Raw genomic sequence first — 23,176 nt, forward strand, 5'->3', positions numbered from 1 at the left:
CCCCGATGGGTTTCAATCTTTCCGAATGGGCGTTGCGTAATCGCCAGATCGTTCTGTTCCTGATGATCCTGCTGGCAGTGGTTGGCACCTTGTCCTACTCCAAGCTGGGACAAAGCGAAGACCCGCCGTTCACCTTCAAGGCCATGGTGATCAAGACCAATTGGCCTGGCGCCACGGCCCAGGAAGTGTCGCGGCAAGTCACCGAGCGCATCGAGAAAAAACTCATGGAAACCGGTGAGTACGAGCGCATCGTCTCGTTCTCGCGCCCCGGCGAATCCCAGGTCACCTTTATCGCCCGTGACTCCATGCATTCAGCGCAGATTCCTGAGCTGTGGTACCAGGTGCGCAAGAAGATCAGCGATATCCGCCAGACCTTGCCGCCGGATATCCAGGGGCCGTTTTTCAATGATGAGTTCGGCACCACCTTCGGCAATATCTATGCCCTGACCGGCGACGGCTTTGACTACGCCGTACTCAAGGACTACGCCGACCGTATCCAGATTCAGCTGCAGCGCGTGGCGGATGTGGGCAAGGTCGAGCTGCTAGGCCTACAGGACGAAAAAATCTGGATCGAACTGTCCAACCTCAAGCTGGCGACCCTCGGTTTACCGCTGGCGGCAGTCCAGCAGGCGTTGCAGGAGCAGAATGCTGTTTCCACGGCCGGTTTCTTTGAAACCCCGAGCGAACGTGTGCAACTGCGCGTGTCGGGTAACTTCAAGACGGTGGAAGAAATCCGCAACTTCCCGATTCGCGTGGGCGACCGTACCTTCCGCATCGGCGACGTAGCCGACATCCACCGCGGCTTCAACGACCCACCGGCACCGCGCATGCGCTACATGGGGGCAGACGCGATCGGTCTGGCCGTGGCCATGCGTGATGGCGGCGACATTCTGGTGTTGGGTAAAGCCCTGGAAGGTGAATTCGCACGCCTGCAGAAGAACCTTCCGGCCGGCATGGAGCTGCGCAAGGTGTCAGACCAACCGGCAGCGGTGAAAACCAGCGTCGGCGAATTCGTGCAAGTGCTGGCCGAAGCACTGGCCATCGTGTTGCTGGTGAGCTTCTTCTCCCTCGGTGTGCGTACCGGCATGGTAGTGGCCCTGGCGATTCCGCTGGTGCTGGCGATGACGTTTGCCACCATGTACTACCTCGGCATCGGCTTGCACAAGATTTCCCTCGGTGCTTTGGTGCTGGCGTTGGGTTTGTTGGTGGACGACGCGATCATCGCCGTGGAAATGATGGCGATCAAAATGGAGCAAGGTTACGACCGGCTCAAGGCCGCGAGTTTCGCCTGGACCAGCACCGCGTTCCCGATGCTCACCGGTACGCTGATCACCGCAGCGGGCTTCCTGCCGATTGCCACCGCGCAATCGAGCACTGGCGAATACACCCGTTCGATCTTTCAGGTAGTGACCATTGCGTTGCTCGCCTCCTGGGTGGCTGCGGTGGTGTTCGTGCCCTACCTGGGGGAAAAGCTCCTGCCGGACCTGGCGAAGATTCATGCGGCCAAGCACGGCACCGATGGGCCGGATCCCTACGGCACACCCTTCTATCAGCGCGTAAGACGCATGGTGGAGTGGTGCGTGCGCCGGCGCAAAACCGTGATCGTCCTCACCCTGCTGCTGTTTATCGGCTCGGTGGCGCTGTTCCGTTTTGTGCCGCAGCAGTTCTTCCCGGCATCTGGCCGTCTGGAGCTGATGGTGGATCTGAAGCTGGCGGAAGGCGCCTCCCTGAGCAACACCGCCGACCAGGTCAAGCGCCTGGAAGCCTTGCTCAAGGAACACGCGGGCATCGACAACTACGTGGCCTACGTCGGCACCGGTTCGCCGCGTTTCTACTTGCCGCTGGACCAACAACTGCCGGCCGCCAGCTTTGCCCAGTTTGTCGTGCTGGCCAAAACCATCGAGGAGCGCGAAAGCCTGCGCACCTGGCTGATCCAAACCCTGAACGAACAGTTCCCTGACCTGCGCTCACGGGTCACACGCCTGGAGAACGGCCCGCCTGTGGGCTATCCGGTGCAGTTCCGCGTGACTGGCGAACATATCGAGGAAGTCCGCGCCCTGGCTCGGAAAGTCGCGGTGAAGGTTCGCGAAAATCCCCACGTGGCCAACGTGCACCTCGACTGGGAAGAGCCGAGCAAGATCGTCTACCTCAATATCGATCAGGACCGCGCCCGCGCCCTCGGCGTGAGCACGGCCAACCTGTCGAAATTCCTGCAGAGCTCGTTGACCGGTTCCAGCGTCAGCCAGTACCGCGAGGACAACGAGTTGATCGAAATCCTCCTGCGCGGCACCGTGCATGAACGCACCGAACTGTCGTTGCTGCCCAGCCTGGCGGTGCCGACCGACAATGGCAAAAGCGTAGCACTGTCGCAGATCGCCACCCTCGAATACGGTTTTGAAGAAGGCATCATCTGGCACCGCAACCGTCTGCCCACGGTGACCATTCGCGCGGACATCTATGGCAAGGAGCAGCCGGCGACGCTGGTCCAGCAGATCCTGCCGACCCTTGAAGGCGTGCGTGCTGAACTGCCGGATGGTTACCTGCTGGATGTCGGCGGTACGGTGGAAGATTCCGCCCGTGGCCAGAACTCGGTCAAAGCCGGCGTGCCATTGTTTATCGTGGTGGTGCTGACCCTGTTGATGCTGCAACTGCGCAGTTTCTCACGCACTGCGATGGTGTTCCTGACAGCGCCGCTGGGCCTGATTGGCGTGACGCTGTTCCTGCTGGTATTCCGCCAGCCGTTCGGCTTCGTGGCCATGCTGGGCACCATCGCGCTGTCCGGGATGATCATGCGCAACTCGGTGATTCTGGTCGACCAGATTGAACAGGACATCAAGGCGGGCCTGGCGCCCTGGCAGGCGATTATCGAAGCCACGGTCCGACGCTTCCGCCCGATTGTGCTGACAGCCCTCGCAGCAGTGCTGGCCATGATCCCACTGTCACGCAGTGTGTTCTTCGGGCCAATGGCCGTGGCCATCATGGGCGGTCTGATTGTGGCGACGGCGCTGACGCTGTTGTTTTTGCCGGCCTTGTACGCAGCATGGTTCCGGGTCAAACCACAGGCTGGGTAAAGAGTTGTCGTAGGGTTTTTCACAAAGGGGATGCGGAGGCGGGAACGCTTCCAAGGTGTGGGGCCACTCATTGATTACCTGATTGTCAGGTCTTTCGCCAATCAGGGTTCACGCCTGTTGGTGGACGCTTCAATTCAATGATTCAAGGAGTGCTTATGGGAATGCTTAATATCAATATCAGCGCGTCTAAGTCGAGCTGGGGTTGTAATCCTTGCGGGCCTAGCAAGCCTGAACCTGCCAAGCCTACCAACCCTTGCAAGGATCCTTGCAAGGACTCTTGCAAGCCCAACAAGAGTATGACCATAGGCTTCGGTGTGATGCCCCTAGGCATGATCGCATTCGGTGGTTTTGGTTTAGGAAAGTTCTTCTGATCGTAGAAGAACTGCTTGGAACCGGGCAGGTGAGCCCCCCACACCTGCCTGGATTCATTCCCGGTTTTACAGTGCGCCGAAGACTTTCTTCGCCAGGCTGGTCGCGGCGGCCGCAGGGTTCTCGCGAATGGTTTCTTCCTGCTTTGCAATCATCTTGAACAACCCATCCAGCGCCTGTTCGGTCACGTAGTTTTCGACGTTGGCGCTCTTGGCGTCCACTGCGCCAAAGGCAGCGGCTTTGCCGGCCAGGGCATTGTATTGCTGGGCGACGCCGACCTTGTCGGTCGCGGCCTTGACGATCGGCAAGAACTTGGCGCGGATCTGTTCGCGGCTGCTTTTGTTCAGGTACTGGGTGGCCGAGTCCTGGCCACCACTGAGGATGCCCTTGGCGTCAGTCACGCTCATGTTCTTTACGGCGTTGACCAGGATCGGCTGGGCCTGGGTCACGGCGGTTTCGGCGGCCTTGTTCATGCTGGTTTCCAACTGGGTCACCTGGTCACCCATGCCGAACATTTTCAGTTTGTCGGCGACTTTGCCCAGCTTGCCAGGCAGACCGATCTTCACTTCCGGGTTGTTGCTGAAACCACCCGGTACGCCCAGTTGCTTCACGGCGATCTGCGCGCCTTGGGTCAGGGCGTCCTTGAGGCCGCCACTGGCGTCGCCCTGGGACAGGCTGCTCAAGTCCAGGGCCATGGCGTTGGCACCGAGCAGCAGGCCGGCACACAGGGCAGTGAAACGAAGGGAGTTACGGAGCATGGGCGCTTCCTTTTTAATCTGGCTTAAGTTCTGGAGACTATCAGTGGGCGACAGCATCAACCCGCAGGCGCAGGGGTTGCGCGTCTTGGCCATTGAGCTGCACAGCGTGCCGTTCGGTGGTGATAAACAGTAGCTTGCCATCCACTTCGATGCGAGCGCTCACCGAATAAGTGTGGCCAGGTTTGACTTGCGCCGGGTCATAGCTCAGGTGAAACGGCAGCGGCACCTGGCCTTTGACCGGGCCTTTCTGCTCAGCCAGGGTCACGGCCGGCGCATCCATCAGCGACACGTCCTGCAGGCTGACGCTCAAGGTCGCGGTGGGCGGCAGGGCGATGCGTTGCAGATAGAACACTTCGCCGTCGAGGCTGGCTTTGGGGGCGGGGTTCATGGATTGGCAGGCTCCGAGCAGGGCAGTCAGGCCCAGGAGGATGATTTTTTTCATGGTGTTGCTCCTTTTCAACGGCGCCGGAATCCATCCGGCGCCTGTTTAAATCTAGCGGGTTTCTTCAGGTGCAGTGGCTTCGGGGTCGACGGGTGCCTCGGCGGCGCCGTCCACGCGATGCAATGCCACTTGGCGGATCGACAGGCGAATCTCCGCCGGCAGCACGCGTTTGGCCGCGCCTTCGGCCAGTTCGCCGAGCAGGTCGTGATAACTCAGTTTGCCGGCCTCGTCGCGGCGCAGCACATCTTGCTCCAGCAAGGTCTGGATGAAATGTCGGAAAAGGCTCTTGTCGAAGAATTCCGGGGCGTTGAGGCCATGCAGGATCGACAGGCGCTGGGCCATGATCGTGCACAGGTCTTCCAGTTCTTCGGCGCTGATGCTGTTCTGGCCGCTGTTGAGCAGCAGCGAAATCGCCATGTAGAAGCGTTGCAGGGTTTGCGCGATGGTTTTGGACAGCAGGGTCAACAGCACAAAATGCCGCGAACTCGGCGCCGGGCGCAGGTACACGTTGTTCTCGAAGCGCAGCAGCCCTTGCTCGACAAAGGCCTCCAGCCATTGGTCGATCACCGTGTCCAGCTCTTCCAGCGACCAGCGAATGAACAGTTCCGATTGCAGGTACGGGTACAGCGCGTGGGTGTAACGCAGGATCTGCTCGCGGCTCATCCGCGAGCTGCTCTGGAAGAAGCTCGCCAGCAGCGCCGGCAGGGCAAAGATGTGCAGCACGTTGTTGCGGTAATAGGTCATCAGGACGGCATTCTGCTCGTCCAGGTACAGAATCTTGCCCAGGGCGTCGCTCTGTTCCGACAGCAGGTCCATGTCCTTGACGTGCTTGATCAGCGCCAGGCCATCGCCGTCGGGCAGGGTGGTGTGGGGCGAGTAGGGCACGCGGCGCAGCAGCGCCAGGTACAGGTCCAGTTGGCGCGCCATGGCTTGTTCGTCCAGGGCCAGGCGGGTGGTGGACAGCAATGCCAGGGCCACCAGGTTGACCGGGTTTACCGCCGCGGCTTCGTTCAAGTGGCGTGCCACTTGTTCGCCGAGGCGGTTGGTGGTTTCGTTGAGCCAGGCCGGTTTGTAGTTCGGGGCCAGGTCCTGGGCGCGCCAGCCCGGTTGTTCGCTGTCGAGGAATTCGGCCAGCTTGATCGGTTCGCCGAAGTTGACCGCAACCTGACCAAAACGCTGCTTGAGCGCGCCGACTACCTTGAAGATGTCGAAGATCGACTCTTTCTTCTTGCTCGCACCGCGTAGCTCACCCAGGTAGGTGCGGCCTTCCAGTACGCGCTCATAACCGATGTAAACCGGCACAAATACGATGGGCATGCGCGAAGAACGCAAGAAGCTGCGCAGGGTGATCGCCAGCATTCCGGTCTTTGGTTGCAGCATGCGCCCGGTGCGCGAACGGCCGCCTTCGACGAAGTACTCCACCGGGAAGCCCTTGGTGAACAAGGTGTGCAGGTATTCGTTGAACACTGAGGTGTACAGCGGGTTGCCCTTGAAGGTGCGGCGCATGAAAAACGCACCGCCACGGCGCAGCAGGCTGCCGATCACCGGCATGTTCAGGTTGATGCCGGCGGCGATGTGCGGTGGGGTCAGGCCATTCTTGAACAGCAGGTAGGACAGCAACAGGTAGTCGATGTGGCTGCGGTGGCACGGTACGTAGATCACCTCGTAACCCTGGGCAACCTTTTGCACACCCTCGATGTTGTTGACCTTGATGCCGTCGTAGATCTTGTTCCAGAACCAGCTCAGCACCACTTCGAGGAAGCGGATTGCGGTGTAGGTGTAGTCCGAGGCGATCTCGTTGCCGTAGCGCAGGGCCTGGGCCTTGGCTTTTTCCGGGCTGATCTTCTCCCGTTCGGCCTCATCGGCAATGGCCTGGCGCACCAGCGGCATGTTGACCAAGCCCTTCACCAGGTTGCGGCGGTGTGACAAATCGGGACCGATCACCGCCGTCTTCAGGTTACGAAAGTGCACGCGCAGGATGCGTTGGGCCATGCGCACGGTACGTTCGTGGCCTTTATTGTGCTCGATCAATTCACGCAGGTTGATAGGCGCGGAGAATTGCACCCGAGTCTTGCGACCCAGGATCAGGATGCTTAACAAGCGGCGTAGACGCCCGGTGACCGCCCAGCTGTCGGCAAACAACAGCTTCCACGGGCTGGACTCGCTCTCGGGGGATTGGCCCCAGAACACGCTGACCGGAATGATTTGTGCATTCTCTTCGGCGTGCTCGGTGAGGGTGCCGACCAAACGGGTCAGTGTGGGCGGCGCGCCGCGCTTGTCCTGGCGGCCGAGCCAGTCCGGCTCCGGCGTCAGGTAGAAGAACGCCGCGGGTTCCATCAACGGGCCGACCGAGACCGGCAGCACCGGGCGCGGCAGGCCGGCCTTGGTGCACTCGGCATCGACCACGGCCAATTCGGTGAGGGAGGGTGATTGCAGGACATAGAACACCGGCCGGCTGCGGTCCAGGTTAAGGGTCAGGGACGACTGGTTGATCGTCTCCGAGCGGACCCAGAGGTACAACAGTCGGCGCAAGGTGCCGAACACTAGACGGCGAAACGGGGAACGGGTCATAGGCGTGCTGCTTCAAGTGGAAAAAACCGAGCAGGCGCTCGGGCGAGTAGTGTGCCGTATTCGCCGAAAATCGGCAAAAAAGCAGCGATGTAAACTTGAGTTGATCGTTTTTGAGCCTGTCTTATACTCGGCAGTTCAATGCGAGCGGCTCAACAATAAAAATGCATGTGGGAGTAAGACAGATGGCAACGCGTGAAACCGGCAATGTGAAGTGGTTCAACGATGCAAAGGGCTATGGGTTTATCCAGCGCGAAGACGGTAAGGACGTGTTTGTGCACTATCGCGCCATTCGCGGCGAAGGCCACCGCTCCCTGGCCGAGGGCCAGCAGGTGGAATACGCCGTGGTGACCGGCGAGAAGGGGTTGCAGGCGGAGGATGTGGTCGGTCTATAAAGCCCCTGGCTGGGTAACCCAACCAACTGTGGGAGCTGGCTTGCCTGCGATGCAGACACCTCGGTCTATTCAGTAAGACCGTAGTGATGCCATCGCAGGCAAGCCAGCTCCCACAGTTTGATTGGGTTCACCATTCAGGATCAGGCAGTTTTCCAGGTGATCTGTTCTTCACCGTCTTCGCTGATCCGAATCCAGGTGTCAGCGCTTTCCTCACCTTCTTCCTCAACCCAGGTCCCCGGTGCACAACGCACTTCCACGTTCAGCGCAACAAATGCAGCGCGGGCGCAGGCGATGTCGTCATCCCATGGGGTCTGGTCGCTTTCCAGGTACAGACTGTTCCATTTGCCGACAGCTTTCGGCAGCCAGGTGACAGGCACGTTGCCGGCCTTGCATTTGTACGTCTGGCCTTTCTGGACCCAGTCGGAGCACGGACCCAGGGCGGCGCCCAGCCAGGCGGCGATGGCCTTGTGGTCGACGTCGGCGTCCTTCAGGTAAATCTCGATATCGGGTTGGCGCATGGATGTTCCTCGTTGCGGGATTCGAAAATCCATTCGCGGATGCTGGAAAGTTATTTATTGAAGCACGAAATAGTCGTAGCGCATCGACACAGTGACCACCAGCGGCTCGGCCGCCTCGATCACCTGTGCGCGGCGCTCGGCGCTGGCACGCCAGCCGTGCGGGGTCATGGCCAGCAGGTTGGCGCGGTCCTGGGGCTCGGCCAGGCTCAGGGTGAACGCCAACGTCTCGCTGTGCGCCAGGCTCATACCGTCCGGCACCAGGGCCAGGTGCTTGTCGTCGGTGTACTCACGCACTTCGTCGTACAGACGCTCGCGCAGCTCCATCAGGTGGCCGCTGGTCGGGCCGACTTTCATCAAGCCGCCACCGGGGCTGAGCAGGCGCTTGGCCTCTTCCCAGTCCAGTGGGCTGAACACGCTGGCGAGGAACTGGCAACTGCCTGACGCCAACGGCACACGGGCCATGCTGGCGATCAACCAGGTCAGCGCCGGGTTGCGCTTGCAGGCACGCTTGACCGCTTCCTTGGAGATATCCAGTGCATAGCCGTCGGCGTGGGGCAAGGCGTCGGCGATCTGCGCGGTGTAGTAACCCTCGCCACAGCCGATGTCGACCCAGCGCGCCGGCGCACGTTCAGCGGCCAGCTCGGCCAGGCGCTGGGCCACTGGCGCGTAGTGCCCGGCGTTGAGGAAGTCGCGGCGCGCTTCCACCATCGCCAGGTTATCGCCGGGGTCGCGGCTGTTCTTGTGCTGCACCGGCAACAGGTTCAGGTAACCCTGGCGTGCGCGGTCGAAACGATGCCCTGCCGGGCACGCCACACCATTGTCCACCGCGTTCAGCGGTGCGCTGCAAATGGGGCAGGCCAGCATCAGGCGAGCAACTTGATCAGGGTCTGGTAGTAGATTTCGGTCAGCACATCGAGGTCGCTGGCGAGGATGCGTTCATTGACCTGGTGGATCGTCGCGTTGACCGGGCCCAGCTCGACCACTTGGGTGCCCAATGTGGCGATGAATCGCCCATCGGAGGTACCGCCGCTGGTGGACGCCTGGGTTTCGCGACCGGTGATCGCCTTGATGCTGGCCGACACGGCATCCAGTAGCGCACCCGGTTCGGTGAGGAACGGCAGGCCCGACAGCGCCCACTCCACGTGCCAGTCCAGGCCGTGTTTGTCGAGAATCTCGGCAACCCGCTGCTGCAGGCCTTCGACGGTGGATTCGGTGGAGAAGCGGAAGTTGAACACCGCCTTCAGGTCACCGGGGATCACGTTGGTCGCGCCGGTGCCGGAATTGAGGTTGGAGATCTGGAAGCTGGTGGGTGGGAAGAAGGCGTTGCCGTCATCCCAGTGCTCGGCGGCCAATTCGGCCAGGGCCGGCGCCGCCAAGTGGATCGGGTTCTTCGCCAGGTGCGGGTAGGCCACGTGGCCTTGGATACCGCGTACCGTCAGCGTGGCACCGAGGGAACCGCGACGACCGTTCTTGACCACATCGCCCACCAGCGTGGTGCTCGACGGTTCGCCAACGATGCACCAGTCCAGGCGCTCCTTGCGTGCGGCCAGGCGTTCGATCACGGCCTTGGTGCCGTGGTGCGCCGGACCTTCTTCATCGCTGGTGATCAGGAAAGCCACCGAGCCCTTGTGGTCCGGGTAATCGGTGACGAAACGTTCAGCCGCCACCAACATGGCCGCCAGGCTGCCTTTCATGTCCGCCGCGCCACGCCCGCAGAGCATGCCGTTTTCATCGATCAGTGCGTCGAACGGATCGTTCTGCCACGCCTGCACCGGGCCGGTCGGTACCACGTCGGTGTGGCCGGCAAAACACAGCACCGGGCCATCGTGTTTGCCATGGGTGGCCCAGAAGTTGTCCACGTCCTCGATGCGCATCGGTTCCAGCGCAAAACCGGCGTCGCCCAGGCGCTGCATCATCAGCTTCTGGCAATCGGCGTCGATCGGCGTCACGGAGGGGCGACGGATCAGGTCGATGGCAAGTTGAAGGGTCGGCGAAAGGTCGGCATGGGCCGTCATGGGGAAACTCCGGAAAGCGTGTAATGGGCGCAGGACGAATGTGAAATACAACCTGTGAAGCGGCGCAGAGCCAGGTGGGAGCTGGCTTGCCTGCGATGCAGACACCTCGGTCTATCAGTCAGAACGCGGTGATGCTATCGCGGGCAAGCCCGCTCCCACAGGAAAGCAGTGGTCCAGGCCAAGTCTTGCAAAACGGCCGTTATCTTATAGCAAAACGGCGGCCAGAGGCCGCCGTTTAGTGCATTGCGCAAGTTTTTACGCGGCTGTGACGGGCTCAGCCTTCGCCGAAGGTTTCGGCAGCGACGACAGGAACGCCATGATCAGCGCCGCCACGTACGGCAGCGACTGCACCAGCAGCATCACCACCCAGAAGCGGATGTCATTGCTTGGCAGGCCCTGCACCAGGTAGATCCCCAGTGCCGCGCCCCACAACAGCAGCATGATGAACATCTCTTCGCGGGCTTCGGAGATGGCTACCCAGAAGCCGTGGTTATCCGCGTTTTTCGGTGTGCGGAAGAACGGAATGCTGGTGGTGAAGAAACCGTACAGCACCGCTTTGGCGATGGTGTGCGACAACGCCAGACCGGCCAGGGCCGCACAGAACGCATCCTTCAAGTTCACGCCTACCGCTCGACGGTAGAGGAAGATGATCTTGCCCACCTTGAACACAAACAACGCCAACGGCGGGATTGCGAAAATCAGCAGCGGCGGATCAACCCGCGTCGGCACAATGATCATTGCCGCCGACCATAACAACGCGCCAACGGTGAAGAAGATATTCATGCCATCCGCCACCCACGGCAACCAGCCCGCGAGGAAGTGGTAGCGCTGGCCACGGGTCAGCTCGGTGTCCTTGCCGCGCAGCAGGCTGGCGGTGTGGCGCTTGATGATCTGGATCGCGCCGTAGGCCCAGCGGAAACGCTGTTTTTTGAAGTCGATAAAGGTATCCGGCATCAAGCCTTTGCCGTAGCTGTCGTGGTAATACGCCGCCGACAGACCCTTCTCGAATACGCGTAGGCCCAGTTCGGCATCTTCGCAGATGCACCAGTCAGCCCATCCCAATTCCTCAAGCACCGAGCGACGGGTCATGGTCATGGTGCCGTGCTGGATGATCGCGTCACGGTCGTTGCGGGTGACCATGCCGATATGGAAGAAGCCCTTGTATTCCGCGTAGCAGAGCTTCTTGAAGGTGCTTTCGTTCTGGTCGCGGTAGTCCTGCGGCGATTGCACCACGGCGATTTTCGGATCGGCGAAGTGCGGCACCATGTGCTTGAGCCAGTTTGGCGACACGCAGTAGTCGGAGTCGATCACTGCGATCACTTCGGCATCCTTGGCGGTGTGCGGGATCAGGTAGTTCAGCGCGCCACCCTTGAAGCCAGCCAAAGGCGCGACGTGGAAGAACTTGAAGCGCGGGCCCAGGGTTTCGCAGTAGTCGCGCACCGGTTCCCATACCGCCGGGTCCTTGGTGTTGTTGTCGATGATCAGGACTTCGTAGTCCGGGTAATCGAGGGCGGCCAGGGCGTCGAGGGTCTGTTTGACCATTTCCGGCGGCTCGTTGTAGCACGGCACATGGATCGACACTTTCGGGCGGTAGTCCGAATCCCCTTCAACCGGCAGGAATTCACGCCGACGCTTGTGGGTCCACACCGCTTCCGCCAGTTCGTGGGCTTCGGTCAGCAACACGATAAACACACCCAGGGCGCCGAGCGCGAGAAGGATGCCCACGGTGACACTGAACCAGGTGCTGTATTGCTGGCTGTAGTCGTAGCCGATCCACACCAGCACCGAACCGCAGAGGAACGCGATAAAGGTCAGGAAGGTGCGACCACGCTGGCGCAAGGCCGAGCCGTCGATCATCAACAGGGTCAGGGACAGCAGCGCGAGTACCACCGAACCGATGGCCAGCACACGCCATTGCGGAATCGCGACCACGGGCCCTTCAAAGTTGAATTTCTGCTGGCGTGCAGCGTTGTACACGCCCCAGTAAGCACCCGCCGAGCCTTCGTCGCTGACTTTCCACGGCTGATCGAAGGCCTCGATCACGAAGTAGTTGAAGCCCTGGCGGTTCAGTTTGTTCACCAGCGTACGCAGGTAGATCGCCTGGTCGGCCGGGGAGGTTTCATTGCCTCCGCGCATGCGGCCGTTGCTCGGCCAGCCTACTTCCGAGAGCAGCAGCGGCTTTTTCGGGAACAGTTTCTTCAGGTCCCGGGCGCGGTCGAGTACGTACTGGCCGGCCTTGTCCATCGGGATGTATTCCCAGAACGGCAGGATGTGCGCGGCGATCAGGTCGACGTGCTTGGCCAGTTGTGGGTTCTTCTCCCAGATGTCCCATTGCTCGGAGGTTGTCACCGGCACTTTTACAGCGGCGCGCACTCGATCCAGCAGCACGATCAGCGCTTCTGGCGTGATGTCCTTACGGAACACCGCCTCGTTACCGACCACCACCCGCACTACGCTGCGCGAGGTGTTGGCGATTTCGATGGCTCGCTGGATTTCCCGCTCGTTGCGCTCAAGGTCCGGGCTGATCCAGATCCCGAGGGTCACGCGCAGGCCGAATTCTTCCGCCAACTTGGGGATATCCCCCAGGGTGCCGTCGACCGAATAAGTACGGATGTTGTCCGTCAGCTTGCTCATGATCTCAAGGTCACGACGCATCTGATCGTCGGTCGGGAATTGATTTTTCTGGGGGTACTGGCCTTGCTGGAACGGCGAGTAGGAAAAACCGGAGATCTGTTCAGGCCAGTTGGGGGTGGTGACGGGGCGGTTGATCAGCGCCCAGAAACCGGTGAACAGCGCGGCAATTGCCAACACGATCACCAGGTTGAGTCCAAATTTACGCGATGCCATGGCTATTTCGGGTTCCAAAGGGTGTGGAACGAAAAGAGGTGTCGGCCTGCGCCGAACGGCGCGCATCCTACACCGGCCCCTCCCTGACCGTACAGCAAGCAGAGAAAAACCGGACATTAGTCAGCGAAAGGCCATCTAAGTTCTTTACTTGTAGCTTGTCGCTTCGAACTTGTCGCTCTGTAGTCCATAATGCGCGCCAGTTTTTGGGGTAATGGTCATGAGTACAGAAGATCCACGGTTTGCAGGCGTCGCCCGCTTGTATGGCATTGAAGGCCTGGAGCGCTTGAAAGCAGCCCATGTGGCGATCGTCGGCGTCGGCGGCGTGGGCTCGTGGGCGGCGGAAGCCATCGCCCGTTGTGGGGTGGGTGAGATCTCGCTGTTTGATTTGGATGATGTCTGCGTCAGCAACAGCAACCGCCAGTTGCACGCGCTGGACAGCACCGTGGGCAAGCCCAAGGTCGAGGTGATGGCAGAACGCCTGCGCGGCATCAATCCGGATTGCACGGTGCATGCGGTGGCGGACTTCGTGACCCGCGACACCATGGCTGAATACATCACGCCCACTATTGATTGCGTGATCGACTGCATCGACGCGGTCAACGCCAAGGCTGCGTTGATCGCCTGGTGCAAGCGCCGCAAGATCCAGATCATCACCACCGGCGGCGCCGGCGGGCAGATCGACCCGACACTGATCCAGGTCTGCGACTTGAACCGTACGTTCAATGATCCGCTGGCCTCGAAAGTGCGTTCCACCTTGCGTCGCGACTATGGGTTCTCACGTACCGTGACTCGCCATTACAGCGTGCCGTGCGTGTTTTCAACCGAACAACTGCGCTATCCCAAGCCGGACGGCAGCATTTGTTTGCAGAAGAGTTTTGTCGGGGACGGCGTGAAACTGGACTGCGCGGGTGGGTTTGGTGCGGTGATGATGGTGACGGCCACCTTCGGCATGGTCGCGGCCACCAAGGCGGTCGATAAGATCGTGGCCGGTGTACGCAGGCCATCCGAGCGGGTCAAGCCCACTTAAATCTTAATGCCGTGCACCGCTTGAAATGTGGGAGCTGGCTTGCCTGCGATAGCATCACTGCGGTCTGACTGACAGACCGAGTTGCCTGCATCGCAGGCAAGCCAGCTCCCACTTAGTTTGGTGTATGGCTTAGTGCTCGCATGCGCTGCAGCACGGCATTCAGGCCATTGCTGCGCGACGGTGAGAGTTGGCGGGACAGGCCCAACTGGTTGAACCAGTCAGGCAGATCCACCGCCTGCAATTCTGTGGCAGACAACCCATTGACCCGCGCCAACAGCAACGCCACCAACCCGCGGATCATGCGTGCCTCGCTGCTGGCGGCGAACTGCCAGTGGCCATCGTCCAAGCGGCCGACCAGCCACACCAGGCTCTCGCAGCCCTGCACGAGATTAGCCTCGACTTTATCCTCATCGGCCATGGCAGGCAGACGCTCGCCCCATTGCATCAGCATCCGCGCGCGTTGCTCCCAACTGCCGACGGCCTGAAAAGCTTCCAGTGCAGCCACTGCATCAACCGGTAGGCTCATCGCAACATATCCAAGGCTTGGTCCAGCGCTTCAAAGAAACGCTCCAGATCGTCGGAATCGTTATACAGCGCCAGGGACACACGGATCGCCCCCGACAAGTGCATCGCTTTGAGCAGCGGCATGGCGCAGTGATGACCGGCGCGCACGGCAATGCCTTGCTCGGTGAGCAGGTGCGCGAGGTCGGCGTTATGCACACCTTCGACGACAAAACTGACCAACGCCACTTGGGGCGAACCCAGCACGTGTACGCCATTGCGGGCTTTCAGCCCGCGCAACAGGTAGTCATGCAACGCCGCTTCATGGGCGATCACTGCCTGCTGATCCAGCGAACTCAGGTAATCCAGGCTGGCGCCCAGGCCAATCACGCTGGCAATCGGCGGTGTGCCGGCCTCAAAACCCAGCGGCGCGGGGCGGAAGCTGGCGCTGTGGTAATCGGCCTGCTGCACCATCTCGCCGCCGAACTGCCAGTGGCGCAGGTGGTGCAGGGCTTCATTGCGCCCAAACAGCACGCCGACGCCGTCCGGGCCGTACAGCTTGTGGCTGGAAAACACATAGAAGTCGCAACCCAGGGCCTGTACGTCATGGCGGCCATGAACGATGCCTTGGGCGCCGTCGATCACGGTCAGGGCACCGTGTGGCTGGGCCAATGCCAGCAGGGCTTCCAGCGGCTGCCAGGCGCCGAGCACGTTGGACAACTGGCTCACTGCCAGCAGGCGCGTGCGCGGGCCGATCAACTCGGCGGCGGCGTGCAGGTCGATGACGCCGTCATCACCCAGTGGCAACACCACCAGCGTCAGTGCGCGTCGCTTGGCCAGTTGCTGCCAGGGCAACAGGTTGGCGTGGTGTTCCAGGGCGCTGATGACAATTTCATCGCCCGCGTTGAATAAGTGCTCAAGGCCATAAGCCAAGAGGTTCAGCGCAGACGTCGCGCCGTGGGTAAACACAATCTGCCCGCTGTCGCCTGCATTCAACCACTGCGCGACCTTGCTGCGGCTGTCTTCGAACGCCTGGGTCGCATGGGCACCTGGCAAATGCTGGGCACGGTGCACATTGGCTGCGCCGTTGGCGTAGTAATGGCTGATGGCATCCAACAAGGCCTGGGGCTTTTGCGTGGTGGCGGCGTTGTCCAGGTAAGTCTGGTCTTGCCGCTGCAGGGTGGCGATGGCCGGGAAGTCGGCGCGCCAGGGGGAGGGCACTAGCATGGTGTTCAAGACTCGTATAAGCGAGCCCCAGGGTCGGGGCCCGCTAGTGGCATCGAGTGGCTGCTTAGTTGTGAGCGTGCAGCGCTTCGTTCAGTTCGATGGCCGATTTGTGGGTTTTGCACTCCACGGCACCGGTCTCGGAGTTGCGACGGAACAGCAGGTCCGACTGGCCGGCCAGCTCGCGAGCCTTGACCACTTTGACCAGTTGGTTCTGCTCGTCCAGCAGCGCAACCTTGGTGCCGGCGGTGACGTAAAGGCCCGACTCCACGGTGTTACGGTCGCCCAACGGGATACCGATACCGGCGTTGGCGCCGATCAGGCAGCCTTCACCGACCTTGATCACGATATTGCCGCCGCCCGACAGCGTGCCCATGGTGGAGCAACCGCCACCCAGGTCCGAACCCTTGCCGACGAACACGCCTGCCGATACACGGCCTTCGATCATGCCCGGGCCTTCGGTGCCGGCGTTGAAGTTGACGAAGCCTTCGTGCATCACGGTAGTGCCTTCGCCCACGTAGGCACCCAGGCGGATACGCGCGGCATCAGCGATACGTACACCGCTCGGCACCACGTAGTCGGTCATTTTCGGGAACTTGTCCACCGAGAACACTTCCAGCAGTTCGCCACGCAGGCGCGCTTCCAGCTGGCGTTCGGCCAGTTCGGCGATGTCGATCGCGCCTTGGCTGGTCCAGGCTACGTTCGGCAACTGCGGGAATACACCGGCCAGGCTCAGGCCATGAGGCTTGACCAGGCGGTGGGACAGCAGGTGCAGCTTGAGGTAAGCCTCAGGCGTGGAGGTCAGTGCGGCGTCTTCGGCCAGCAGGGTGGCGACCAGCGGCGTGTGGCTTTCGGCCAGGCGATTGAGCAACGCGGCTTGGGTAGCGTCGACATTCTTCAGTGCATCAGCCAGTTGCAGCGCTTGGCTGATGGTGAAAGTGATGGCCTGGTTGCCTTCGGTGTAGCCGAGGATCGGCGCAACGGCGGCGACGATTTCTGCCGACGGGTTGAGCAGCGGTTGTGCGTAAAACACTTCCAGCCAAGCACCTTGGCGGTTCTGAGTGCCAACGCCGAAGCCCAGGCTGAACAGGGAATGGGACATGCTGTTACCTCTACAAAAATGGTAAGGGCTGGCCTACTTGAGGGCCGCCGAATAACTATCTGGCTTGAAGCCAATCAGGGTTCTGTCACCGAGATCAAGCACCGGGCGCTTGATCATCGAGGGTTGTGCGAGCATCAATTCAATGGCTTTCGACTGATCGAGATCGGCTTTGCGTTCGTCTTCGAGTTTGCGAAAGGTGGTGCCCGCACGGTTCAAAACCACCTGCCAACCGTGCTCGTTGCACCATTGGGTCAAGTGTTCGCGGTCGATACCGGCCGTTTTGTAATCGTGGAACTCATAGTTGACGCCGTGCTCATCGAGCCAGGTGCGCGCCTTTTTCATGGTGTCGCAGGCTTTGATGCCGAAAAGGTGCAACGTTTTGCTTGAAGCGGTCAAGGAATTGCCCCCCTTTGGACCAAGTGGAAACGAAAGGTCACGGATTATGCCATGACCAGCGGGCTGGTGCCCCTCGTCATGCTGGTGTGCGACGTATGTGCAAATGCCGGCCGGCAGCATGGGCGGTAACATAGCTGGGTAATATGGCACTTCAAAGGCGAGTTGTTGCCTGATGTGTGTCGTTGCAAGTCGATTGTCCGGGAAACCCGCTTTATGCAAACCGCCTACACCGTTCTTATCCTGCTGATGCTGGTCAGCGTTTCGCGTCTTGTCGGGCGTGTCATTCCTCTGCCGTTGCCTCTGGTCCAGATTGCCGCCGGTGCCTTGCTCGCCTGGCCTACGCTTGGCCTGCACGTAGCGCTGGACCCCGAGTTGTTCCTGTTTCTGTTTCTGCCGCCGTTGCTGTTCTCCGATGGCTGGCGCATGCCCAAGCGGGAATTGTGGCGGCTGCGCGGGCCGATCCTGACGTTGGCGGTGGGCCTGGTGCTGTTTACGGTGGTCGGCGCCGGTTACTTCATCCATTGGCTCTTGCCTACGATCCCGCTGCCGGTGGCCTTCGCCCTGGCGGCCGTGTTGTCGCCGACGGATGCCGTGGCAGTGTCGGCCATTTCCCAGAATCGTTTGCCCACGCCGCTGATGCACATGCTCCAGGGCGAGGCCTTGATGAATGATGCATCGGGCCTGGTGACCTTCAAGTTCGCCCTGGCGGCAGCGCTGACAGGTGTGTTTTCCCTGGCGGATGCCAGCCTCACGTTTGTCTTGGTGGCAGTGGGTGGCCTGGCGGTAGGCGTGGCCCTGAGCTGGCTGGTCGGCCGCCTGCGCGCGTGGATGATCGCCCGCGGCTGGGACGACCCGGCGACCCACGTGGTGTTCATGTTGTTGTTACCGTTTGCGGCCTATGTGCTGGCCGAGCGCCTGGGGGCATCGGGCATTTTGTCGGCGGTGGCGGCGGGCATGATGCAAAGCTGGCTCGACCTGCTGCCACGCCAGACCAGTACGCGCTTGCTCAATCGCAGCGTGTGGTCACTGCTGGAGTTTGCTTTCAATGGTTTGATTTTCCTGCTGCTGGGCCTGCAACTGCCGGACATCATCAAGGCGGTGGTCAGCCATGAGCCGACGCTGTGGCCGACCTTGTTTTATCGCTGCCTGGATGTGGTCGCGATCTTCCTGGTGCTGGTGGTGTTGCGCTTTATCTGGGTGCAGAGCATCTGGCGGTTGTCGGGCTTGCTGCGCAGGCTGCGTGGGAAAAGTGAATTGACGCTGGTGCCGACGGCCCGTTCCTGCTGGTTGTTGACGGTCGGTGGGGTACGCGGTGCGGTGACGTTGGCGGGTGTGATGTCGGTGCCATTGTTGCTGGCGCCTGGACAGGATTTTCCGGAGCGTGACTTGCTGATCTTTATCGCCGCCGGGGTGATTCTGTTATCGCTGATCGCCGCCTGTATCACCTTGCCATTGTTGCTGCGGGGCATTGAAAAGAGCCCGGACGAGAAGCGCCACAAGGAGGTGCGTGAAGCCTGGAAGAAAACTGCCGTTGCGGCAATTCACGCGCTTGAAGCGGAGGAACCCGCAGAAGTCGAAACTCAGGACGCCGCCCAGGCCGCGCTCGCCACTGAGCTCAAGGCACGGCTGATGTCGGAATATCGCCATCAGTTAGAAGTGTTCAACGACTCCGCCGAAGCCCAGGCGCTGGCGCAGCAGATGGACTTGCTGGAGCGAAAGCTGCGCCTCAAGGCCCTGCGGGCGCAGCGGTTGGAGTTGTACAGCCTGAGCCGTCATCACCAGATTGGTGATGACGTGCTGAGGGAGGTGTTGGCGGAGCTGGATATGAGTGAGGCGAATCTGGGCCAGGTGAAGTGAACCCGGTCAGGTCTTAGCGGCGACGCTGGATGAAATCCCGAATCCGCTCCGCCGCTTCCACACACTCCGCCAACGGCGCGACCAGTGCCAGGCGCACACGGCCGGCGCCAGGGTTGAAGCCGTCCACTTCCCGCGACAGGTACGAACCCGGCACTACGGTCACGTGTTCTTCCACAAACAGGTCACGGCAGAACCCGGCGTCGTCGCCATTCACATTCGGCCACAAGTAGAAGCCGCCATCCGGGCTCTCGACGTCCAGCACCGGTTTGAGAATCGCCAGCACCGCATCGAACTTCTCGCGGTACAGGTCACGATTGGCGAGCACGTGGGCTTCGTCCTGCCAGGCAGCAATACTGGCCAGTTGCGTTTGCACTGGCATCGCACAGCCGTGGTAGGTGCGGTACAGCAGGAAAGCCTTGAGGATGTCTGCGTCGCCGGCCACGAAACCGGAGCGCAGGCCCGGCAGGTTGGAGCGCTTAGACAGGCTGTGAAACACCACGCAGCGTTTGAAGTCCTGGCGGCCCAGTTCGACGCAGGCACTCAACAGGCCCGGCGGCGGGCTTTGTTCGTCGAAGTACAACTCGCTGTAGCACTCGTCGGCGGCGATGACGAAGTCGTATTCGTCGGCCAGGGCGATGAGTTTTTTCAGGGTGTCGACCGGGATCAGCGCGCCGGTCGGGTTGCCGGGCGAGCACAGGAACAGAATCTGGCAGCGTTTCCAGATGTCCGGTGTCACGGCCTCGAAGTCCGGGTTGAAGCCGTTGGCGTCCAGGCACGGCAGGTAGTGCGGTTTGGCCCCGGCCAGGAACGCGGCGCCTTCGTAGATCTGGTAGAACGGGTTCGGGCTCACCACCAACGCGTCGTCGCCACGGTTGACCACGGTCTGGGTGAAGGCGAACAGTGCTTCACGGGTGCCATTGACCGGCAGGATATTGCGCGCCGGGTCGAGCCAGCCCTTGGGCACGTTGAAGCGACGCTCACACCAGGCACCGATGGCTTCGCGCAGGGCCGGGATGCCCAGGGTGGTCGGGTACACGGCCATCTGGTCGAGGTTGTTGCTCAGCGCTTCGGCCACGAAGGTTGGCGATTTATGTTTCGGTTCGCCGATGGAGAGCGCGATAGGGCGCTTGTCCGGGTTGGGCGTGACGCTGCCCAGCAGGGCGCGCAGTTTCTCGAACGGGTAGGGCTGTAGCTGGTTCAGGGCGTTGTTCATGAGGGCCTCGATCAGGAGGAGGACGGCTTTTTTGTGGGAGCTGGCTTACCTGCGATGCGTACACTCGGAGTATCAGCCATACCGAGTCGATGCCATCGCAGGCAAGCCAGCTCCCACAGGGACCGTGCCCACTGGGACGTTAAATTAATTCAAATGGTCAGTCTGGTCAGCTCGACGCCGGGTTCCTGGGTAACGCTCAGCTGCTGGACGATGGCTTCCTGCAAGCGCAGGCACAGTTCCGGGTCGGACAACGGCTGGTTGTCGGCATCGGTGATGAAGAACACGTCTTCCACACGCTCGCCGAGGGTCGCGATCTTGGCGTTCTGCAACGACAGGTCGAACTCCAGGAAAATCCCGCCGATGCGGGCCAGCAGGCCTGGGCGATCCGGGGCGCTGAGCTCCAACACCGTCACCGGTCGTTGGGCGTCGTTGGAAATGGTCACCTGGGGCGCAAACGCAAAGTGCTTGAGTTGGCGCGGCACCCGACGCTGGATGATGGTCGGGTATTCGTCAGGGTTGCGCAGGGCCTCGGTCAGGCCTTCGCGGATCTTTTTCACCCGTGCCGGATTGTCACCAATCGAGTCGCCATCGGTGTCGAGCACGATATAGGTGTCGAGGGTGAACTGGCTGCTGGAGGTGATGACACGGGCGTCATGGATGTTCAGGTTGAGCTGGTCCATGGCTGCCACGGTCACGGCGAAGAAGTCGTGCTGGTCGGGCGCATAGATGAAGATTTGCGTACCGCCTTCGAATTCGCGTTGGGTGGTTTCCTTGATCAGTACCAGCGGGCCGCCATCGGCGGGCTGTTGCAGGATTGCGTCAGTGTGCCAGGCGACATCGCCCGCGGTGTGGCGCAGGAAGTAGTCATCCCCCAACTGCGACCACAACTGCTCGACGTCGTCCGGATCGTTGCCGCCGCGTACCAATATATCCAGGGCCGCGCTCTGGGTGCGACGGATCTGCTCTTCGCGGTCCACCGGGTTTTCCAGGCCTCGGCGCAGGGCGCGCTTGGTCTCGGTGTACAGCTGGCGCAACAGGCTGGCGCGCCAAGAGTTCCACAGCGTGGGGTTGGTGGCATTGATATCCGAGACGGTCAGCACGTACAGGTAGTCGAGACGGGTTTCATCGCCGACGGTCTGCGCAAAGTCGTGGATCACCTGCGGATCGGACAAGTCCTTGCGCTGGGCTGTGGTCGACATCACCAGGTGGTTCTGCACCAGCCAGACGATCAGGCGGCTGTCCCACACGGGCAACTGGTGGCGTTGGCAGAAAGCCTCGGCGTCAACTGCACCCACCTCTGAGTGGTCGCCATGCCGGCCCTTGCCGATATCGTGGTAGAGGCCGGCCAGGTAGATCAGCTCGGGCTTGGGCAGTTTGGCCATGAGTTTGCTGGCCAGCGGGAATTTCTCTGACACCTGGGTGTACTGCAGCTTACGCAGGTGCTTGATCAGGTTCAGGGTGTGGGCGTCCACGGTATAGATATGGAACAGGTCGTGCTGCATCTGCCCGACGATAAAGCCGAACTCTGGGAGGTAGCGCCCGAGGATGCCGTAACGGTTCATGCGCCGCAGGTTGCGGTGGATACCGATCTTGCATTTGAACAGCTCGATAAACAGGCTGGTGTTGCGGATATCGTTGCGGAAATCGTCGTCGATCAGGTGACGGTTCTCCCGCAGCAGGCGAATGGTGTCGGCGCGCACGCCTTTGATTTCCGGCTGCTGGGCCATCAGTACGAAGATTTCCAGCATGGCGAACGGCGTGCGGCGGAACACGTTGTCGTTGCGAGCCTCGATATAGCCGTCATGCAGTTGGAAGCGTGCGTTGATCGGCTGCGGCGGCGCTTCGTCTTCGGGGGCCAGGATCACCTCTTCGAAGTGCTGGATGATCAGGTCGCTGAGCTGGGCAATGCTCATGACCACCCGGTAATACTGCTGCATGAAGCTTTCGATGCTGGTCTTCGCGTCCTCGCCTTCAAAGCCCAGCAGGGTGGCGATGGAGCGCTGGTGGTCGAACAGCAGCCGGTCTTCGGAACGCCCGGCGAGCATGTGCAAGGCGTAGCGCACCTTCCACAGGAATTCCTGGGACGAGGCCAGCAGGGCGTTTTCGCTCTCTACCAGAAAACCTTCGCCAGCCAGGGCGCGCAGGTTAAGGGTGCCGTATTGGCGACGGGCCACCCACAAAATCGTCTGGATATCCCGCAGGCCGCCGGGCGAGCCTTTGACGTTGGGTTCCAGGTTGTATTCGGTGTCGTTGTACTTGTGGTGCCGGGCCTTCTGCTCGGCACGCTTGGCCAGGAAGAAGTCCTTGCTCGGCCACATGTGCGCGGTGCTGGTGACTTCGAGCATGCGCTGGCGCAGGCGCTCGGGGCCGGCGATGGTGCGGCTTTCCATGAGGTTGGTGATGACGGTGAGGTCGGCGCGGGCCTCTTCGGCGCACTCGTCGACCGAGCGCACGCTTTGGCCGACTTCCAGGCCAATGTCCCACAACAGCGTCAGAAAACGCTCGATGGAATCGCGAAAGATCTCATGGTCGGCGCTGTCCAGCAGAATCAACAGGTCGATGTCGGAATAGGGGTGCAACTCGCCACGCCCGTAGCCGCCGACCGCCACCAGGGCGATGTCGGCGTCTTCGCTCCAACTGAACTGCTCCCAGGCCTTTTGCAGAATGTTATCGACGAACCAGGCGCGGTCCTCGATCAGTCGGCGGATATCCCGGCCACTGCGAAAACGCTGATCAAGCACCTCGCGGGCCTGGCGGATGGCCTTCTTGAACGCGGCGATAGGGCTCGCCTTCAGGGCCAGTTCGGCCTGGAACTGGCCACGGTCGAAGAGTTCGGGATCCACCTGGGGCATTGATCGGCTTTCCTTTCTATC

General features: G+C 61.2%; 17 protein-coding genes. 4 read left to right on the top strand and 13 right to left on the bottom strand.

Annotated features, from left to right (window positions below; all coding sequences use genetic code 11):
• The first annotated feature begins 5 nt into the window (after positions 1–5).
• Positions 6–3,071, top strand: coding sequence for an efflux RND transporter permease subunit (locus PF1751_RS06085; RefSeq protein ID WP_010212605.1), 3,066 nt, complete (start codon positions 6–8; stop codon positions 3,069–3,071).
• 437 nt (positions 3,072–3,508) lie between these two features.
• Here PF1751_RS06085 and PF1751_RS06095 read toward each other — a convergent pair whose 3' ends face one another.
• Genes PF1751_RS06095 through plsB form a run of 3 tightly spaced genes read right to left on the bottom strand, consistent with a single transcriptional unit; the run spans position 3,509 to position 7,211 of the window.
• Positions 3,509–4,198, bottom strand: coding sequence for a DUF4197 domain-containing protein (locus PF1751_RS06095; RefSeq protein WP_010212601.1), 690 nt, complete (start codon positions 4,196–4,198; stop codon positions 3,509–3,511).
• Positions 4,199–4,238: 40 nt separating this feature from the next.
• Positions 4,239–4,640 (bottom strand): YbaY family lipoprotein, encoded by a 402-nt coding sequence (locus tag PF1751_RS06100; RefSeq protein WP_010212599.1) that lies wholly within the window; start codon positions 4,638–4,640, stop codon positions 4,239–4,241.
• A 51-nt stretch (positions 4,641–4,691) separates the two neighbouring features.
• Positions 4,692–7,211, bottom strand: coding sequence for a glycerol-3-phosphate 1-O-acyltransferase PlsB (gene plsB, locus PF1751_RS06105; RefSeq protein ID WP_021492436.1), 2,520 nt, complete (start codon positions 7,209–7,211; stop codon positions 4,692–4,694).
• 182 nt (positions 7,212–7,393) lie between these two features.
• Here plsB and PF1751_RS06110 point away from each other — a divergent pair, with 182 nt between their 5' ends.
• Complete coding sequence (locus tag PF1751_RS06110; protein WP_003219353.1) at positions 7,394–7,603, top strand: cold-shock protein; 210 nt, start codon at positions 7,394–7,396, stop codon at positions 7,601–7,603.
• 140 nt (positions 7,604–7,743) lie between these two features.
• On the opposite strand, the gene PF1751_RS06115 is transcribed toward PF1751_RS06110, so the two are convergent.
• The 4 genes from PF1751_RS06115 to PF1751_RS06130 form a co-directional block, all read right to left on the bottom strand.
• Positions 7,744–8,121, bottom strand: coding sequence for a hypothetical protein (locus PF1751_RS06115; protein WP_010212596.1), 378 nt, complete (start codon positions 8,119–8,121; stop codon positions 7,744–7,746).
• Between the two features lie 54 nt (positions 8,122–8,175).
• The gene (locus tag PF1751_RS06120) at positions 8,176–8,985 is read right to left on the bottom strand and encodes a putative RNA methyltransferase (RefSeq protein ID WP_010212595.1); all 810 of its coding nucleotides are present in this window, start codon (positions 8,983–8,985) and stop codon (positions 8,176–8,178) included.
• A complete protein-coding gene (gene dapE, locus PF1751_RS06125; RefSeq protein WP_010212593.1) occupies positions 8,985–10,136 on the bottom strand; it encodes a succinyl-diaminopimelate desuccinylase in 1,152 nt (383 codons plus the stop codon). Before dapE ends, PF1751_RS06120 begins: the two co-directional genes overlap by 1 nt.
• Before the next feature lie 255 nt (positions 10,137–10,391).
• The gene (locus tag PF1751_RS06130) at positions 10,392–12,983 is read right to left on the bottom strand and encodes a glycosyltransferase (RefSeq protein WP_010212591.1); all 2,592 of its coding nucleotides are present in this window, start codon (positions 12,981–12,983) and stop codon (positions 10,392–10,394) included.
• Positions 12,984–13,200: 217 nt separating this feature from the next.
• Here PF1751_RS06130 and tcdA point away from each other — a divergent pair, with 217 nt between their 5' ends.
• Entirely contained in the window at positions 13,201–14,010 is an 810-nt protein-coding gene (tcdA, locus tag PF1751_RS06135; protein WP_010212589.1) for a tRNA cyclic N6-threonylcarbamoyladenosine(37) synthase TcdA, read from the top strand.
• A gap of 112 nt (positions 14,011–14,122) precedes the next feature.
• Here the strand turns inward: tcdA and PF1751_RS06140 are convergent, their stop codons facing one another.
• The 4 genes from PF1751_RS06140 to PF1751_RS06155 all read right to left on the bottom strand — a co-directional run bounded on the left by PF1751_RS06140 (position 14,123) and on the right by PF1751_RS06155 (position 17,179).
• Positions 14,123–14,536, bottom strand: a complete 414-nt coding sequence (locus tag PF1751_RS06140; RefSeq protein ID WP_010212588.1) for a SufE family protein — start codon at positions 14,534–14,536, stop codon at positions 14,123–14,125.
• On the bottom strand, positions 14,533–15,738 hold the full coding sequence (locus PF1751_RS06145) for an aminotransferase class V-fold PLP-dependent enzyme (protein WP_010212587.1): 1,206 nt from the start codon (positions 15,736–15,738) through the stop codon (positions 14,533–14,535). The genes PF1751_RS06140 and PF1751_RS06145 overlap by 4 nt, the downstream gene beginning before the upstream one ends.
• A gap of 64 nt (positions 15,739–15,802) precedes the next feature.
• Positions 15,803–16,837 (bottom strand): 2,3,4,5-tetrahydropyridine-2,6-dicarboxylate N-succinyltransferase, encoded by a 1,035-nt coding sequence (gene dapD, locus PF1751_RS06150; protein ID WP_010212585.1) that lies wholly within the window; start codon positions 16,835–16,837, stop codon positions 15,803–15,805.
• A gap of 33 nt (positions 16,838–16,870) precedes the next feature.
• Entirely contained in the window at positions 16,871–17,179 is a 309-nt protein-coding gene (locus tag PF1751_RS06155) for an arsenate reductase (RefSeq protein WP_231501198.1), read from the bottom strand.
• A gap of 267 nt (positions 17,180–17,446) precedes the next feature.
• On the opposite strand from PF1751_RS06155, the gene PF1751_RS06160 reads away from it, so the two are divergent.
• Positions 17,447–19,090: a Na+/H+ antiporter gene (locus PF1751_RS06160; RefSeq protein WP_021492431.1), complete on the top strand. Its 1,644-nt coding sequence runs from the start codon at positions 17,447–17,449 to the stop codon at positions 19,088–19,090.
• 13 nt (positions 19,091–19,103) lie between these two features.
• Here the strand turns inward: PF1751_RS06160 and dapC are convergent, their stop codons facing one another.
• Together dapC and PF1751_RS06170 are read right to left on the bottom strand one after the other, a co-directional pair.
• Complete coding sequence (gene dapC / locus PF1751_RS06165) at positions 19,104–20,303, bottom strand: succinyldiaminopimelate transaminase (RefSeq protein ID WP_010212472.1); 1,200 nt, start codon at positions 20,301–20,303, stop codon at positions 19,104–19,106.
• A 149-nt stretch (positions 20,304–20,452) separates the two neighbouring features.
• A complete protein-coding gene (locus tag PF1751_RS06170; protein WP_021492430.1) occupies positions 20,453–23,155 on the bottom strand; it encodes a [protein-PII] uridylyltransferase in 2,703 nt (900 codons plus the stop codon).
• Positions 23,156–23,176 lie beyond the last annotated feature (21 nt).

This window comes from Pseudomonas simiae, assembly GCF_000934565.1.
GTDB lineage: Bacteria > Pseudomonadota > Gammaproteobacteria > Pseudomonadales > Pseudomonadaceae > Aquipseudomonas > Aquipseudomonas simiae.